Origin of the sequence: Microbacterium sp. NPDC090007, assembly GCF_044748345.1 — a bacterium.
Taxonomy (GTDB): Bacteria; Actinomycetota; Actinomycetes; order Actinomycetales; family Microbacteriaceae; genus Microbacterium.
In genome coordinates, this window is the sequence record NZ_JBIVFV010000002.1 from 545,446 (window position 1) to 561,069 (window position 15,624).

The 15,624-nt window shown below is 69.0% G+C and carries 15 protein-coding genes; 6 read left to right on the top strand and 9 right to left on the bottom strand.

What is annotated here, in order from left to right; genetic code table 11:
* Positions 1-21: 21 nt before the first annotated feature.
* From ACIPVB_RS11060 to ACIPVB_RS11080, 5 genes are all read right to left on the bottom strand, one after another.
* Positions 22-903 (bottom strand): PfkB family carbohydrate kinase, encoded by an 882-nt coding sequence (locus tag ACIPVB_RS11060; protein WP_400368890.1) that lies wholly within the window; start codon positions 901-903, stop codon positions 22-24.
* On the bottom strand, positions 900-1,400 hold the full coding sequence (locus ACIPVB_RS11065; protein ID WP_400368891.1) for an FBP domain-containing protein: 501 nt from the start codon (positions 1,398-1,400) through the stop codon (positions 900-902). The genes ACIPVB_RS11060 and ACIPVB_RS11065 overlap by 4 nt, the downstream gene beginning before the upstream one ends.
* A gap of 52 nt (positions 1,401-1,452) precedes the next feature.
* Positions 1,453-2,355 carry a sugar ABC transporter permease gene (locus tag ACIPVB_RS11070; protein WP_400368892.1) on the bottom strand — a complete coding sequence of 301 codons (903 nt, stop codon included), beginning with the start codon at positions 2,353-2,355 and terminating at the stop codon, positions 1,453-1,455.
* 1 nt (position 2,356) lies between these two features.
* Positions 2,357-3,991 carry an ABC transporter permease subunit gene (locus ACIPVB_RS11075; protein ID WP_400368894.1) on the bottom strand — a complete coding sequence of 545 codons (1,635 nt, stop codon included), beginning with the start codon at positions 3,989-3,991 and terminating at the stop codon, positions 2,357-2,359.
* Between the two features lie 103 nt (positions 3,992-4,094).
* A complete protein-coding gene (locus tag ACIPVB_RS11080) occupies positions 4,095-5,336 on the bottom strand; it encodes an extracellular solute-binding protein (protein ID WP_400368896.1) in 1,242 nt (413 codons plus the stop codon).
* 236 nt (positions 5,337-5,572) lie between these two features.
* Here ACIPVB_RS11080 and ACIPVB_RS11085 point away from each other — a divergent pair, with 236 nt between their 5' ends.
* From ACIPVB_RS11085 to ACIPVB_RS11095, 3 genes are all read left to right on the top strand, one after another.
* Positions 5,573-6,061, top strand: coding sequence for a YajQ family cyclic di-GMP-binding protein (locus ACIPVB_RS11085; protein WP_076677322.1), 489 nt, complete (start codon positions 5,573-5,575; stop codon positions 6,059-6,061).
* Between the two features lie 333 nt (positions 6,062-6,394).
* Positions 6,395-7,501: a fatty acid desaturase family protein gene (locus tag ACIPVB_RS11090; protein ID WP_400368897.1), complete on the top strand. Its 1,107-nt coding sequence runs from the start codon at positions 6,395-6,397 to the stop codon at positions 7,499-7,501.
* A 35-nt stretch (positions 7,502-7,536) separates the two neighbouring features.
* Positions 7,537-7,689 (top strand): hypothetical protein, encoded by a 153-nt coding sequence (locus ACIPVB_RS11095; RefSeq protein ID WP_400368898.1) that lies wholly within the window; start codon positions 7,537-7,539, stop codon positions 7,687-7,689.
* Between the two features lie 21 nt (positions 7,690-7,710).
* Here ACIPVB_RS11095 and ACIPVB_RS11100 read toward each other — a convergent pair whose 3' ends face one another.
* The 3 genes from ACIPVB_RS11100 to ACIPVB_RS11110 all read right to left on the bottom strand — a co-directional run bounded on the left by ACIPVB_RS11100 (position 7,711) and on the right by ACIPVB_RS11110 (position 10,707).
* Positions 7,711-7,851, bottom strand: a complete 141-nt coding sequence (locus tag ACIPVB_RS11100) for a hypothetical protein (RefSeq protein WP_400368900.1) — start codon at positions 7,849-7,851, stop codon at positions 7,711-7,713.
* Between the two features lie 53 nt (positions 7,852-7,904).
* Positions 7,905-9,602: an AMP-binding protein gene (locus tag ACIPVB_RS11105; RefSeq protein WP_400368901.1), complete on the bottom strand. Its 1,698-nt coding sequence runs from the start codon at positions 9,600-9,602 to the stop codon at positions 7,905-7,907.
* An 85-nt stretch (positions 9,603-9,687) separates the two neighbouring features.
* Positions 9,688-10,707 carry a LacI family DNA-binding transcriptional regulator gene (locus tag ACIPVB_RS11110; RefSeq protein ID WP_400368902.1) on the bottom strand — a complete coding sequence of 340 codons (1,020 nt, stop codon included), beginning with the start codon at positions 10,705-10,707 and terminating at the stop codon, positions 9,688-9,690.
* A 168-nt stretch (positions 10,708-10,875) separates the two neighbouring features.
* Between ACIPVB_RS11110 and ACIPVB_RS11115 the strand changes: the two genes are divergently transcribed.
* Together ACIPVB_RS11115 and ACIPVB_RS11120 are read left to right on the top strand one after the other, a co-directional pair.
* Positions 10,876-11,811, top strand: a complete 936-nt coding sequence (locus ACIPVB_RS11115; protein WP_400368903.1) for a dihydrodipicolinate synthase family protein — start codon at positions 10,876-10,878, stop codon at positions 11,809-11,811.
* A gap of 75 nt (positions 11,812-11,886) precedes the next feature.
* Positions 11,887-13,203 (top strand): Nramp family divalent metal transporter, encoded by a 1,317-nt coding sequence (locus tag ACIPVB_RS11120; protein ID WP_400368904.1) that lies wholly within the window; start codon positions 11,887-11,889, stop codon positions 13,201-13,203.
* An 88-nt stretch (positions 13,204-13,291) separates the two neighbouring features.
* Here the strand turns inward: ACIPVB_RS11120 and ACIPVB_RS11125 are convergent, their stop codons facing one another.
* Complete coding sequence (locus ACIPVB_RS11125) at positions 13,292-13,996, bottom strand: FadR/GntR family transcriptional regulator (RefSeq protein WP_400368905.1); 705 nt, start codon at positions 13,994-13,996, stop codon at positions 13,292-13,294.
* 150 nt (positions 13,997-14,146) lie between these two features.
* Here ACIPVB_RS11125 and ACIPVB_RS11130 point away from each other — a divergent pair, with 150 nt between their 5' ends.
* Positions 14,147-15,490, top strand: a complete 1,344-nt coding sequence (locus ACIPVB_RS11130) for a dicarboxylate/amino acid:cation symporter (protein ID WP_400368906.1) — start codon at positions 14,147-14,149, stop codon at positions 15,488-15,490.
* Positions 15,491-15,624: the final 134 nt, after the last annotated feature.

Sequence of the window (15,624 nt, forward strand, 5' to 3'; positions counted from 1 at the left end):
TGCTCGAAACCATCGCCGTCGTCATTCCGGCGTGCGCAGCAGCGCTCCCTCGCTGCGACACGTCGCGGCCGCGACGTCCATGGCGCGCGAGAGCACGGCATCCCAGTCCCCGGCCGTCTGGGGAAGGCGCTCGCGCACGAGCGCGGCGGTGGTCGCGAGCACGGCGTCGCCCCCGCCCATCGTGTCGACGATTCGACCCGGGAGCGTCGAGATCTCCCGCGAGACCGTCACGTCACCCGCGACGATCGCCGCGCCGCCCGCGCCGTAGGTGGCGAGGACCGCGTCCACCCCGAGGCCCGTGAGCCGGTCGCGCAGGTCGTCGAGCGACGTGCCGTAGAGCAGCCGCGCGTCGTCCTCGCCGACCTTCACCAGCAGGGCCCCGGATGCCGCACGCTCGAAGCCCCGGACGAACGCGGTGCGATCGTGCAGCATGCCGCTGCGCGGATTCGGGTCGATCGCGAGGGGGGTTCCCGCCGAGGTCACGATGTCGACCAACAGGTCGGTCTGCTCGCGATCGTCGAACGGGAAGCAGCTGACGACGACCATCGGCGCCGCCGCGATCGCCTGCCGCTCGGCCTCGCCGTAGACGACGCGGCGGTTCTGCGCCGCGTCGTTGAAGACGTACTCCGGTTCTCCGGCCGCCGACCGCGTGCTCACGGCCCGAGACGACCCGTGCGGGGAAGGGCTGGCGAGCAGCTCCACGTCGTGATGGGCAAGATAGGCGCGGATCTGCTCTCCCGCGGCGTCGTCGCCCACCATCGCGATCAGCGAGGCCGGCACCCCCAGTCTGGTCAACCCGACCGCGACGTTCAGCCCGGCACCGCCGACGAACTCGCGAACCCCGGCCTCGTCGCGGATCTCATCGATCAGCGCGTCGCCGATCACCACGATGCGCGCGGTCACCTGATGACCTCGGCGGCGTCGAGCACACGAGCGACGAAGTCCTCGGTGCGGCGCCGAGTGCCGTCGATCTTGCGATCCACGCTCGCGCGGATCTCGCTGGGCGCGAGCGGAGCGGCCAGCCGCACCGTCTCGTGGCACGACATGTCCGCGCAGATGTAGGTGCCGACGGTGTCGCCGTGCTCGCCCGCCTCGCCGGCTTTGCGCGCGGTGAACAGCGACACCTGGTCACCGGGCTGCATCGTGTGGCAGAGGTTGCACATCGCCGACCGTGCCCGGGACTGCCCCTCGGCGGCACGCAAGACGATTCCGGTGGGTTCGCCCTCGTGCTCGGTGACGATGTATCCGCGGCCGCGCGTCCGAGGATCGCGCCACGCGAAGAAGTCGAGGTGGTCCCAGTCCGTCAGGACGAAGTCGTGCGGCAGGGCGACGACACGCAGCTCGTCGGGAGCGGCGTTGACGAAGGCCTCACGGACCTCGTCCTCAGTGAGTGCTCGCATGGGATCCGAGTCTACGAGCGCCCGCGGGCGAGCGGGCCGGAGATCACCCGCCTCACTTCACACTGCCTGCCGTCAGGCCGCCCACGATGTACCGCTGCAGCGCGAGGAACAGCGCCATCGGCAGCACGGCGGCGAGCACCGCGCCCGCGGCGAACACCGACCAGTTGGTCGCCGTCTCCTGCGACACGAACTGGTAGAGGCCGACCGCGAGCGTCTGCTTCGCCGGGTCGACGAGGATCACGGATGCCAGGACGAAGTCGTTCATGGTCGCGATGAACGACAGCAGGCCGACGACGGCGAGGATGGGCGCGACCAGACGCAGGATGATGGTGAAGAAGATGCGCGCGTGCCCGGCACCGTCGATCTTGGCCGCCTCGTCGATCGAGGCGGGGACGGTGTTGAAGAACCCGTACATCAGGTACGTGTTCACCCCGAGCGCCCCACCCAGGTAGACCATGATCAGGCCGATCTGGGTGTTCAGTCCGATCGCGGGGAAGACGTCGGCGATGGTCGTCATGAGCAGGAAGATCGCCACGAACGCCAGCAGCTGCGGGAACATCTGCACCAGCAGCAGGCTGAGCAGACCGAAGCGGCGCCCGGTGAATCGCATCCGCGAGAACGAGTACGCGGCGAGCGCCCCGAGGAGGACGGTGCCCACGGCGGTCGCCAGGCCGATCACGAGCGAATTGACGAACCACGCGGCGAACGGCTGCTGCGGCAACGAGAACAGACGCACGAAGCTGTCGATGCTCACCGTCTGGAACAGACCGTTCGCGGTGAGCAGGGTGCCGCCCGGGTTCAGCGCGGCCGACAGGACGTAGAGCAGCGGGAACGACGAGAAGATCAGCATCGCCACGCCGACCAGGTGGCGCCAGCCGATCTGGCGGAACCAGGTGCCGAATGTGCGTCGAGGACTGCGCGCGGGACGGGGCGGGGTCACGGTGTCGATCGCCATGTCAGTTCAGCTCCTCGAGGGCTTTGGTCTGTCGGAATCCGATGTACGAGATCACGCCGACGAGCACGAAGATCACGATCGAGAAGGCGCTCGCGAGACCGAAGTCGCGAAGCTGTCCCACGAACGCGACCTTGTAGACCATCGAGATCAGGATGTCGGTCGCCCCGGCGTTGATGGCGGCGTCGGTGAAACGCGGGCCTCCGCCGGTGAGCATGTAGATCAGGTTGAAGTTGTTGAAGTTGAACGCGAACGACGAGATCAGCAGCGGCGCGACCGAGACGAGCAGCAGGGGGAATTTGATGTGGCGGAAGATCTGCCACACGCTCGCGCCGTCGACGCGTCCGGCCTCGGTGATGTCGTCGGGGATCGACTGCAGCGCGCCGGTGCACACGAGGAACATGTAGGGGTATCCCAGCCAGAGGTTCACGATGAGGATCGCGATCTTCGCGAGCAGGGGGTCCTGCAGCCAGGGGATGCTGGCTCCGCCCAGGATCGTCTGATTGATGAATCCGAAGTCCTGGTTGAACATGCCCGCCCACACCAGCGCCGAAAGGAACGCGGGGAAGGCGTACGGCAGGATCATGACCACCCGGTAGTACTTCCGGCTCTTCATGCGCGGATCGTTCAGCACGATCGCGAGGAAGAGTCCGAGCACGAACGTCGTCGCGACCGAGAGGAAGGCGAAGACGAAGGTCCAGACCGCGACCGCGATGAACGGCCCGCGGATGGAGTCCTCGGTGAAGGCGCGCACGAAGTTGTCGGCGCCGACGGTCACGACCCACCCGGGCAGGAGCTCCTGGCCGTCGTCGGCGGTGAAGGCACCTGTGCCGATGTCGCGGTAGACCGTCCCGTCGGCGGTGTCCGTCATCGTGTCGGCTGCGGAATCCCAGGTCAGGCTCGAGGTGAACAGATAAGCGTTCGAGCCGTCGGTCGTGCGCAGGAACCCGTCGTTGGGGTCGTCCGAGATCGGTACGGCGATCGCCCCGATCGCGGCCTGGTTGGCGACGATCCCCGCGAAGTCGAGCGAGGCGTAACCGTCGGCGGACACCGCTCGTCCGCCCGAGAATTCGGCATCCACCGGTTCCAACGCCCGGTCGGTGGTGCCCACGACGGCGTCTCCGGTGTCAGGGTCGGTCACCAGGAGCGAGAACACTCCCCCGTTCTCGACGATCGTGACCGGGTAGGTCGCACTGTCTGTCACGCGCGTCTGCGACTGCAGCAGCAGTGCGTTGACCGCGTCATCCTTGGTGGAGTTGTGGCCGGAACCGTAATTGGTGAAGGCGATGTAGACGGTGTACCCGACCACGAAGATCTGGAACACCAGCAAGAAGATCAGACCGGGCGTGAGGTACTTGGCCGGCAGCAGGCCCGGCGTCAGATACACGACGTTGACGCCGACCGCGACGATGGCCACGATCGCGGCTTCCACCCACTGGCCGGAACCGGCGAGCATCATCACGGCGTACAGCGCCGCGGCGTCCAGCAGGGCGAGCGCCACGATCTTGACCAGCCAGACCTTCCAACCGGCGGAGGCTGCTTCGGCGTACCGCTCGGCCCGGCGACGTCGCCGTTCGGCGGCGGGATCGCGGGGCGGGTTTTCGGGCGCGGTGTCGTGTTCGAGAAGGGGAGCCGTCATCGTCGAGGCCTTCGTACGTCGGGGGAATGTCCCGGGGGGGGGAGGGAGAGAAGAGGGATGCCGCGGCGGGCGGCCGCTGGGACGCGCCCGCCGCGGCGCCGGGTCAACCGGCGATGTTGGCCGCGATGTCGTCGGACATCTTCGTCCAAATGGCGGTGGGGTCTTCGCCCTTCAGCAGCGACACCTCGGCGACGCCCCAGAACTCCCAGACCGATCCCATCTCGGGGATGCTCGGCATGGGGGCGCCCTGCGCGCCGACCTCGCCGAAGCCGGCGATGATCGGGTCGGCCGCAGCCTTCTCGTATGCCGCCGTGAGTGCCGGCGGGCGGTCCCCCGCCTCGTACAGGGCGGTCTGCACGGGCTCGGTCGCGAGGTAGTTCACGAGGAACTCGTTCGCGGCGAGCGCGTTCTGCGACTTGGCGTTCAGATAGAAGCCCTGCACGCCGACGAAAGGCTGAGCGGGCTGGCCGCCGGCCGACGGAATCGGGTCGATGGCGATGTTGATGCCCTTGGCCTCGGCATCCGCCACGTTCCACGGACCGGTCAGGATGAACGGCGTCTGACCCGAGTTGAAGGCCTCCTTCGAGAGGTCCTGCGTCAGGTTCAGGTTGATCGTGCCCGCGGCGCCCTGGGCACCGAGCCACGCGGCGAATGCCTGGCCGGCCTCGTCGCCGATCGACAGCTGCGAGCCGTCGTAGCTGCCGTCGGCGTTGCGCGCGAAGACCGAGTTGCCGAACGACGTCTCGAACGGGTAGAGGTGGTACGGGTCGGCGTTCGCCGGGTCGAGACCGACGACGAACGGGTATTGCACTCCCGTCGCCGTGCCCTTGGCGATCATGTCGTCGAACGACGTCGGCGCCTCGGGGACGAGGTCGACGTTGCGCATCAGCGCGATGTTCTCGGTCGCGTAGGGCAGTCCGTAGACCTTCCCCTCGTTGGTGAAGGCCTGGATCGCGACCTCCTGGAACTCGGTGGTCTTGTCGCCGAGCTCGATGGGGGCGACCAGCCCATCCTGCACGAAGCCGCCGAGCCAGTCGTGCGCGCCGACCGTGATGTCGGGGCCCTTGCCGGTGGGGACCTGCGCGGCGAAGTCGGCCTGGATCTTCGTGAAGTCCTTCTCGACCAGATCGACCTTCAGACCCTTCTCCTCCGAGAACGTCGCGGCGACGTCCTTCAGCGCATCGGCGCGGTTCGCGTCGACCCAGACGGTCAGCGTGCCCGCCGACGCGGCGGCGTCGCCGCTGGCCTGGGGGGCGCTGCCGCCCCCGGAGCAACCGGCGAGCAGCAGGGAGCCCGCGGCGATGAGCGCGCCGAAACCGAGCGCGCGCGTGGATGTCACCTTCATTGGTGTGTGCCTCTCTGGTGGGGGGAAGGGCACGAGACGTTCCGCGTGGTGGACGTCATCGGCCCCAGCTCGTTATGCAAGCGCTTACATAGTTAGCCGGAGATGGACGCGGATGAAAAACGCCGCGCGAGGCGATACCAATCCGTGATGTGCCGACGCGCCGGCTGAGCGCTCGCCGTGAGCGCCTCGAGCGTTCGCCGCTCCCCCCGGCGCGCACCGCCGGGTAGATTTGGACAATGGCTGATTCTTCGTTCGACATCGTCTCCAAGATCGACCGGCAAGAGGCCGACAACGCCCTCAATCAGGCGCACAAAGAGGTCGAGCAGCGCTACGACTTCAAAGGCACCGACGCCTCGATCGCGTGGAGCGGCGAATCCATCGTCATCAAGGCCAACTCGGAGGAGCGCGCCAACGCCGTCCTCGACGTCTTCCAGACCAAGCTCATCAAGCGCGGCATCTCGTTGAAGAGCCTCGAGAGCGGCGAGCCGGTGCAGAGCGGCAAGGAGTACCGCATCACCTCCACGCTCAAAGAGGGCATTTCGCAAGAGAACGCGAAGAAGATCGGCAAGATCATCCGCGACGAGGGACCCAAGGGCGTGAAGTCGCAGATCCAGGGCGACGAGCTGCGCGTGCAGTCGAAGTCGCGGGACGACCTGCAAGAGGTGCAGCGCCTGCTCAAGGCCGCCGACCTCGACGTCGACCTGCAGTTCACCAACTACCGCTGAGTCGCGGCGCCGCCGTGCGCCGGTGTCGGCGGCCCTGCAGCCGGCGCTGGAGCCCCTCGGCGGGGCGGCGGTGGTCATGGCACCGGCGTGCGGGCGGACGGCATCCGGCTGTGGGTGGACGTGCCCCGTGCCGCCGCGCTGGAGGCATTCGCAGCGGACTGGCAGGCTCCTCGCTGACGCGCGTCTTTCCGCGGGCACGCGTCGGCCAACGCATTCCCTGAGCGTCGACGCATGCTCTCGCGCGTATACCCGCTGCGTACGGTGAGAGGAGTCCTCGGCATCCGCCCTCGGCTTTCGGCCGGACCCGGTCACCCCCACCGGAGGAGCACGCGCATGACGGCATCCATCATCGAGTCCCGCATGGGACCGGTCCGGCAGACCTACTCGGGAACCACCGAGTTCCCGCCGATGGCGAAGGCGTACACGGAGCTGTCGCAGGTGGTCCGCGAAACGGGGCTGCTCGTGCGCGCACGGGCCTTCTACGCGCTCGTCGGCGCCGCTCTGACCGTCGCGCTCGCGGGCTGCGTGACCGGATTCGTCCTGCTCGGCGACAGCTGGTTCCAGCTGCTCATCGCCGCCGCGCTCGGCATCGTCTTCACGCAGGTCGCGTTCCTGGCGCACGAAGCGGCGCACAAGCAGATCCTCGCCTCCGGCCCCGCCAACGAGCGGCTCGCCCTGTGGTTGGCGTCCGGAGTGGTCGGCATGAGCCTGTCGTGGTGGAGTGCGAAGCACACCCGTCACCACGCCAACCCCAACCGCGTGGGCAAGGACCCCGACATCGAGGTCGACACCATCTCGTTCCTCGACGTCGACGCGGCCAAAGCCCGCGGCATCCAACGGTGGATCACCCAGCGCCAGGGCTGGCTGTTCTTCCCCCTGCTCACCCTCGAGGGCGCCAACCTGCACGCCCACGCGATCCGCCACCTGTTCTCACGCGGCGAGGTCAAGGGCCGCTGGGCCGAACTCGCCCTCATCGCCGCGCGGTTCGCCGTGTTCGTCGCCCCGGTGTTCGTGTTCCTCCCCCTCGGTATGGCGTTCGCGTTCGTGGGCGTCCAGCTCGCGGTGTTCGGCGTGTACATGGGGGCGTCGTTCGCTCCCAACCACAAGGGCATGGCGGTCATCGCCCCGGGCGCCAAGCTCGACTTCTTCAGCAAGCAGGTGCGCACCTCGCGCAACATCACCGGGGGATGGTGGGCGACCTGGCTGATGGGTGGCCTGAACTACCAGATCGAGCACCACCTGTTCCCGAACATGCCCCGCCCGCACCTGAGCCGGGCCCGGATCATCGTGCGAGAGCACAGCAAGACCCTGGACGTTCCCTACGTCGAGACGACGCTGCTGCAGTCGTACGGCATCGTCATCGCCTACCTGAACCGCGTCGGACTCTCCGCCCGCGATCCGTTCGACTGCCCGATGACCTCGCCCGCGGCACGCGCCTGACGCGAGGGTCGCACCCGGACCAGCGGCGCGGACGGATGACGCACGACGATCGGCTCGGCCCCGACGGGCGGCCGCACTGCCCCCTGTGCGGGGAACCGCTGCTGTTCGAGGTGCTCGACGACGAACGCTTCCTCGTAGCGTGGTCGTGCGTGACGTGCGGGCTCATCCGCACGACCGAGCCCGCCTGAGCGGGAGCGTATCCGGGGGCTTCAGCCCTCGATGCCGTTGATCATCTGCGTGATCTCGCGCTCGGTCTCGCGGCCGATGGCGCCCTCGTCCACGCGCGAGGGCATGTCGCTGTCGTCATCGACGGAGGGGTTCTCGAACGGCTGCTTCTGGTCCTTTTCCATGCGTCGATGCTCACACGCGGCGCGGGCGCGGGCGAGGGGGTTGCGGGCGACCGTCAGCCCCTCAGGGCGTCGTCGCGCCACTCGACGCACACCACCTCGCCGCGAAACGCCGCTTCTTCGCGCTGACGCAGCTCGACACGGCGGATCTTGCCCGAGATGGTCTTGGGCAGGTCGAAGAACTCCACGCGCCGCACGCGTTGGAACGGCGCGAGTCGGTCCCGCGCGAATCGGAGGATCTCGAGGGCGAGGTCCTCGCCCGGCTCGTGGCCGCCCGCCAGCACGATGTACGCCTTCGGGACCGCGAGGCGCAGGTCGTCGGGCGCCGGGACGACGGCCGCCTCGACCACGGCGGGGTGTTCGATCAGGACGCTCTCGAGCTCGAACGGGCTGATCTTGTAGTCCGACGCCTTGAACACGTCGTCGGTGCGCCCGATGTAGGTGATGCTGCCGGTCTCGTCGCGGCGGGCGACGTCGCCGGTGTGGAAGAGTCCGTCCGCGAACGCCTCGGCGGTGCGCTCGGCATCCCCCACGTATCCGGTCATCAGGTTGACAGGACGCTCGGCGAGATCGATGCAGATCTCGCCCTCGTCCGCGTGCTCCCCCGTCAGGGGATCGACGAGCACGACCGGGCAGCCCGGAAGAGGACGGCCCATCGACCCGGGCACGAGCGTCGCGCCGGGGGTGTTCGCGACGACCGCGGTCATCTCGGTCTGGCCGTACCCGTCGCGGATGTCGAGGCCCCATGCGCGCTGCACCGAGGCGATCACTTCGGGATTCAGCGGCTCCCCCGCCGACACGATCTCGCGCAGCGCTCCGCGCCGCCCGGTGAGATCGGCCTGGATGAGCATGCGCCACACCGTCGGCGGCGCGCAGAAGGTGGTGACGCGGTCGCGCTCGAGCTCCGCCAGCAGGCGCTCGGCGGAGAAGCGCGTGTAGTTCAACGCGAGCACCGTCGCCCCCGCGATCCACGGGGCGAAGAACAGGCTCCACGCGTGCTTGGCCCACCCGGGCGAGCTGATCGCCAGGTGCACGTCACCCGGCTGCAGACCCAGCCAGTACATGGTGCTGAGATGTCCGACCGGATACGACGCATGCGTGTGCTCGACCAGCTTGGGCTTCGAGGTGGTGCCCGAGGTGAAGTACAGCAGCAGGCGCTCGTCGGCGGTGGTCCCCGGATGCCGGGCGGGAGCGGCATCCCTCTCGAAGGCGTCGTCATACGACGACCAGCCCGGGTGTGTTCCGCCCACGACGATGCGCCCGAGCCCCTCGGGGAGGTCGTCGAACTTGTCGGCGTCGGCGGCTCCGACGACGACGTGGCGGATGTCGGCGCGGGCGATGCGATCGGCCAGATCCACGCGGCCGAGAGCGGTCGTGGTGGGGGCGATGACCCCACCCAGCTTCATGATGGCGAGCATCGCCTCCCAGAGCTCCACGCGGTTGTCGAGCATGAGCAGCACCGCATCGCCGCGCTCGACGCCACGCGATGACAACCACGCCGCGACCTGGTCGGAGCGGCGGGCGAGCTCGTCGAAGGTGCGACGGTGGTGCGTGTCGTCGTCGTCGACGACGATGAGCGCGGGGGCGTCGTTGCCGCGCGCCATCGGGTCGAACCAGTCGATCGCCCAGTTGAACGGCCCGTCGAAGCGGGGCCACGCGAACGTCGCCGCGCGGTCCGGATCAACACGGGCGGCGAGAAGCTCGTCGCGCGCGGCGCGGTAGATGTCGGTCGCAGAGGCCTCGGCGGGGATCATGGTGCTCCTTCGATCGCTTTCTACGCTAACCCGCCCACGGCGCGCGACCCCGTCCGGCGCCCGCACACGAGCGGGCAGGATGCCCTCAGCGCGCGGGGGCCGCCGTGGAGGAACGCGGGATGAGCGTGGGCATCGTGCGCTCGATGCGCGCGACCCCTCCGGGCGCGAGCAGCATGTCCAGGGCCACCTCGGCGATGCGGTCGAAGTGCGTGTGCACCGAGGTCAGCGGAACGGGCAACCGCGACACGAGCGGGATGTCGTTGTAGCCGACGAGGGAGAGGTCGCGTCCGGCCACCATGCCCAGCGCCTGCGCGACCGTCGACATCCCGAGGGCGAGGTTGTCGTTGGCCGCGAACACGGCCGTCGGGCGATCATCGGCGTCGAGCAGCCGATGAGCGGCCTGGATGCCGTGATCAAGGCCGTATCCCACGGCGAGGACGCGCTCCGCGTGGAGAGACACACCGGCTTCGCGCAGCGCCCTTTCCGCACCGGCGCGGCGGTCGCGCCCGCTCGAGGTGAACCACGGTCCCGTCACGATTCCGATGTCGCGGTGGCCCAGGTCGAGCAGGTGGCGGACGGCGAGGTAGCCGCCGGTCTCGTCGTCGCCGAGCGACGAGGGACTGACGTCGTCGGTGCGCAGCGCCAGGACGTGCGGGATGCCGCGGTCGCGCAAGGAGGCGGGCAGGGCGTCGTCGAGCCGGGCGGTCGCGAGGACCACACCGTCGACCCCGCGCCCGAGGAGGGTCTCGGTCGCCCGCCGCTCCTCGTCGGCGTCGTCGCCGCAGGTGGCGACGACGGCGAAGTATCCGCGCCGGTGGGCGGCGCGTTCGACCGCCTCGAACATGAGTGCCATGACCGCGTCGGTCAGGCGCGGAACGAGCACGCCGATCGTCGCGGTGGCACCCCGACGCAGGCTGGAGGCCGAGACGTTGCGGCGGTAGCCGAGCTCGTCGGCGACGGCCCGCACCCGGTCGGCGGTCCGCGAGCTCGAGCGGGGGGTGCGGTCGTCGAGCACCCGGCTGACGGTGGAAATGCTGACACCGGATGCCGAGGCCACGTCCTTCAGGGTGACGATGTGGCGCTCGCCCACCTCGGTGTCGACCATGGTCCCTCCCGGCGTCCACCTTACCCGCCTCGCCCGGAATCCTTCCCGGGAACGATTTCCATCGGAACGCTTGACAGGCCCCATCGAGGGCGTCACACTTGCAATCGTTCCTGCAAACGTTCTCATACGGCAGGTCCCTCGACGAAGAGACGACAGAAGGAGACGAACATGGTCCTCGACCTCCGCGGCCTGAACCCCGCCCCCGTTACCCCGTTCACCCCCGACGGCGACGTCGACTACGACGCCATCCAGCGCCTGGGCTCGTGGCTCGGCTCGATCGACGGCGTCAAGAGCCTCGTGGTGCTCGGCCACGCCGGTGAGGGCACGTTCCTCACCGAGAAGGAGCAGCTCGACGTCATCCGCGCCTTCCGCGACTCCGTCGACGACGAGCTGCCGATCATCGCCGGCATCACCAAGGAGGGCAACCTCACCGCCGCTCTCGAGGCGAAGGATGCCGCCGCCGCCGGCGCGAAGGGCGCTCTGGTCTACCCCTCGCACGGGTGGCTGCGCTTCGGCTTCCAGCCGGGGGCCCCGCAGACCCGCTACCGCGCCATCTGGGAGGAGTCGGGCCTCGAAGAGATCCTGTTCCAGTACCCCGACAACACGAAGGCCTCGTACGACCTCGACACGCAACTCGAGATCGCCGGCCAAGAAGGCGTGAACCACACCAAGAACGGCGTGCGCAACATGCGTCGGTGGTACACCGAGATCCCGGCGCTGCGCGCGGCCTACCCCGAGCTGCAGGTGCTGTCGTGCCACGACGAGTACCTGCTGCCGACGATGTTCGACGTCGACGGCCTGCTCGTCGGATACGGCAACATCGCCCCCGAGCTGCTCGTCGACCTCATCGAAGCCGGTAAGGCGCGCGACTACGCCGCCGCCCACGCCATTCATGAGCGCCTCCTGCCGGTGACCAAGGCCGTCTACCACCGTGGTTCGCACATGGAGGGCACGGTCGCCCTCAAGTGGGGCCTGGTCAACCGTGGCATCCTGGACCACGCCACTGTGCGCGAGCCCCTGCTGCCCCTTCCCGCCGGAGCCGACGCCGAGATCGCCGCCGCCTTCGCGTCGGCCGACCTCGGAAGCGTGGTCGTCCCGGCCTGATGCCCAGGGGCGGCCGTCGCGGACGGTCGCCCCTCATGAACCCGCCTTTGTCAACGACGACGGAAGGAACGACCCATGAGCGACCGCACCACCGCACGACCCCCCGCGACCCCCGGCACCGGCCACGGGCGCATCCCGACCGAGACGGTGCGCAGCATCGTGGATTCCCATCGCACGCGCCGCACGTTCTGGCGCCGGCTCGCCCTCATCGGCCCCGCCTTCGTCGCGGGTGCCTGGCAATTCGGTCCCGGCAACCTCACCACCGCGATGAACGCCGGCGCCCTGTACGGCTACACCCTCATCTGGGTGATCGTGGTGTCCACGATCCTCATGATCTTCCTCACGGACATGAGCGTGCGCCTGGGCATCCGCACGCCGGTGTCGTTGATCGCCTCGATCAAGGACACCCTCGGCACGTGGGCGGGGGTGCTCGCCGGCATCGGCGTCTTCCTCATCACCCTGTGCTTCTCGGTCGGCAACGCCGTCGGCTCCGGCGTCGGGCTGTCGATGCTCGTCCCCGGCACCTCCCCCGTGATGTGGACGGTCATCTGCACGGTCTCGGTGGGCACGATCCTGCTGTTGAAGAAGATCTACGGCGTCGTCGAGAAGGTCCTCATCGCCATCGTCGCGCTCATGGCGTTCTGCTTCATCGCCTCGGCCTTCGCCTCGAACCCGGACTGGGCCGCGGCGGGGGCGGGCCTGATCCCCGTCGTCCCGGGCGGCGCATGGCTGCTGATCATCGGACTGGTCGGGACGAACTTCTCCATCAACGCCGCGTTCTTCGCGTCGTACGGCACCAAGGCGCGTAAACGCGACCAGAGCGAATATCGCGACATCACCATCGTCGACACGATCCCCGGCATCGTCGCCCCCGGCCTCATGACGGCCCTGGTGATCGTGGTCGCGGCATCCGTTCTGGGTCAGACCGGCGCCGACACCCCCGGTGCCTTCGGCGGCCTGGCGAGGATCTTCGAGCCCGTCGCCGGCCCGGTGGGCGCCTTCATCTTCGCCCTGGGCTTCTTCGGGGCGGCGTTCTCGTCGATGATCCCGAACTGCATCGCCGGGGGGACGATGCTCTCGGATGCCATCGGCCGCGGCGCCTCGGCGGAGACGCCGACCGCGCGGCTGGGGAGCGCCTTCATCCTGCTGTTCGGCATCGGCGTCACGCTCGCGTTCGCGGGAACCTCCCCGGTGCAGCTGATCGTGATCGCCCAGGCCCTGACCGTGCTGTTCGCGCCGATCCTGGCGGCGATGATCATCGTCATGGCGAACAACCGCGCGCTCATGGGACCGCTGCGCAACCGCTGGTGGCAGAACGTCGCCGGCGGGATAGGCCTGATCGCCGTCATCGCCCTGTCGATCCGGCTGCTCATCAGCCTCATCGGCGGCTGACGCGCCTCCGCACGGGGGGCTCGGTCTTCGGATCGGCCCCCCCCTTTTCGTGGGCCCGGCGGCACCCCGCACCGGATGGCGCCTTGGGTCAGTCGCGAAGGCGCTGCGCGACGTCGGTGATCTCGTCGAGGTGCACGCGCATGGCCGCCTCGGCGGCATCCGGATTCGACGCCCGCAAGGCGCGCAAGACGCGGCCGTGTCCCTCGTGCGAGAGGCGACGACCGTCGGCGTCGACGTGAGAGAACAACCGGGCCTCCAGCGTCCACGACACCGTCAGCTCGCTGAGAGAGGCCAGCAGCGGGTTGCGGGTGGCCGCGGCGACCCCGGCGTGGAAGGCGATGTCGAGCTGCACCGACCGCTGCCCGTCGGAGACCGTACGGGACTCCTCGACCACTGCGGCGAGCGCGTCGAGCTCGGCCTCGTCGATGCGGGTCGCGGCGAGACGGGCGATCTGCGGCTCGACCACGGTTCGGAATTCGGATGCCGCAGCCATCGATGTCGAGTCGTCCTCGCGCCATGAGGCGAGAGCGGCCGAGATCGGCACGCGCGCGCTCACCCGTGTGCCACTGCCCTGGCGCCGCTCCACGAACCCCGCCGACTGCAGCCGCAGGAGGGCCTCCCGCACCGCCGAGCGGGACACCGCCAATTGCTCCGCGAGCTCGCGCTCCGTGGCCAGCCGAGCGCCGGGCTTGAGGACACCGGCGAGGATGAGGGCGCGCAGGCGCGCCACGATCTCCTCGTGCACCGACCCACCATGCCGCTCCAGCGGCGCCAGCGCTGCGTGATCGCTCATCGAGCCTCCCTGACCCATCCTCTCAGTCTGCTCTCTCGTCCGCCCGTCGATTGGTCAGACCGTAACGGCCTCGAAACAGCGTGCGCCTCGATGTGAAACGCCGCAGTCGCACAATTGGACCGACCACGGGACATCAGCTGAGGAGCGGTCATGACGAACAAGAACATCCCGAACGAAGGCCGCGGGCTCGGGTCCGCCTGGCGGGTCCTCCGTCACCCGGCGAGCCTGATCGCCCTGGCGGCGGTGCTCGGCATCGTCGTCGGACTGATGACCGGAGAGTGGGCGGCCAACCTCAAATTCATCGGCGACCTGTTCATCCGCCTCATCCAGATGGCGATCGTGCCGCTCGTGATGGCATCCGTGATCGTCGCCACGGGCTCCATGACCGGCTCGGGAATGGGGCGCCTGGCCGGGCGCACCTTCGCATGGATGATCGGCTTCTCGATCGTCGCCGCCGTCGTCGGCTGGGCGTTGGCCGTCCTCATCCAGCCCGGCGCCGGGATCGACTATTCCGGAGCGATCGATCCCGCGCTCCAGGAATCGGCGCAGCCCGCGACCTGGCAGGAGACCGCCCTGGGCTTCGTGTCGACGAACATCTTCAATGCGATGTCGACCGCGAGCATGCTGCCGATCATCGTCTTCTCTCTCCTGTTCGGGCTCGCACTCAACGGCTACGTGCGCACCACCGGCAACACGCTCGTCGTCACACTGCTCGACCAGCTGCAGCAGATCGTGCTCGGAATGATCCGCCTGGTGATGCGCATCGCGCCGGTCGGTGTGTTCTGCCTCCTGGCCGCCCTCGCCGGCGACGTCGGCTTCGCCGTGGTCACCACGGCCGTGACCTACCTGGGGTCGACCCTCGTCGGTGTGCTCATCGTCACGGCGCTGTTCGTCGTCGTCGTCACGGTGCGCACCCGCCTCAACCCGGCTGCCCTGCCCGGGAAGCTCGCCGAGCAGACCGTCATCGCCGTCACGACGACGAGCTCTGCCGTGACCTTCCCCACCGTGATGAAGAACGCCGTCGAGAAGGTCGGGATAAGCCAGCGGGTGGCGAACTTCACCCTGTCGGTGGGGCTGACCATGGGGTCGTACGGGGCGGTGCTGAACTACACGATCGTCATCCTGTTCCTCGCTCAAGCCGGACGCGTCGAGCTCACGCCGGGACAGGTCATCCTCGGCATGGCGTTGGCCATCATGCTGAACATGGGCACCATCACGGTGCCGGGAGGCTTCGCCGTCGCCGCGACCTTCCTCGCGACCTCGCTCGGACTGCCGCTCGAAGCGGTCGGACTCCTCATCGCCGTCGACTGGTTCACGGGCATCTTCCGCACCTTCCTCAATGTCAACGGCGACACGATGGTCGCCATGCTCGTCGCGAACGGCACCGACGAGATCGACCGCGACGTCTACGCCGGCCGCAAGGACGTCACGGCTGCCGCCACGCGCGAGGAAGGGCTCCCGGGGGCGTTCGCGGGCGCCGACCGCGCCGGCTAGATCCTCCCGACGTGGCAGCGGGTCGACGGTCCGCCTCGGCCTGCGTCGTCCGGCGATCGGGCCGCCCGGGCACCCGGCGCGGCTCGATCGTGCGCGCCGACCTTCACCGGATCGCTTCGCGACCTCCCCGGCCC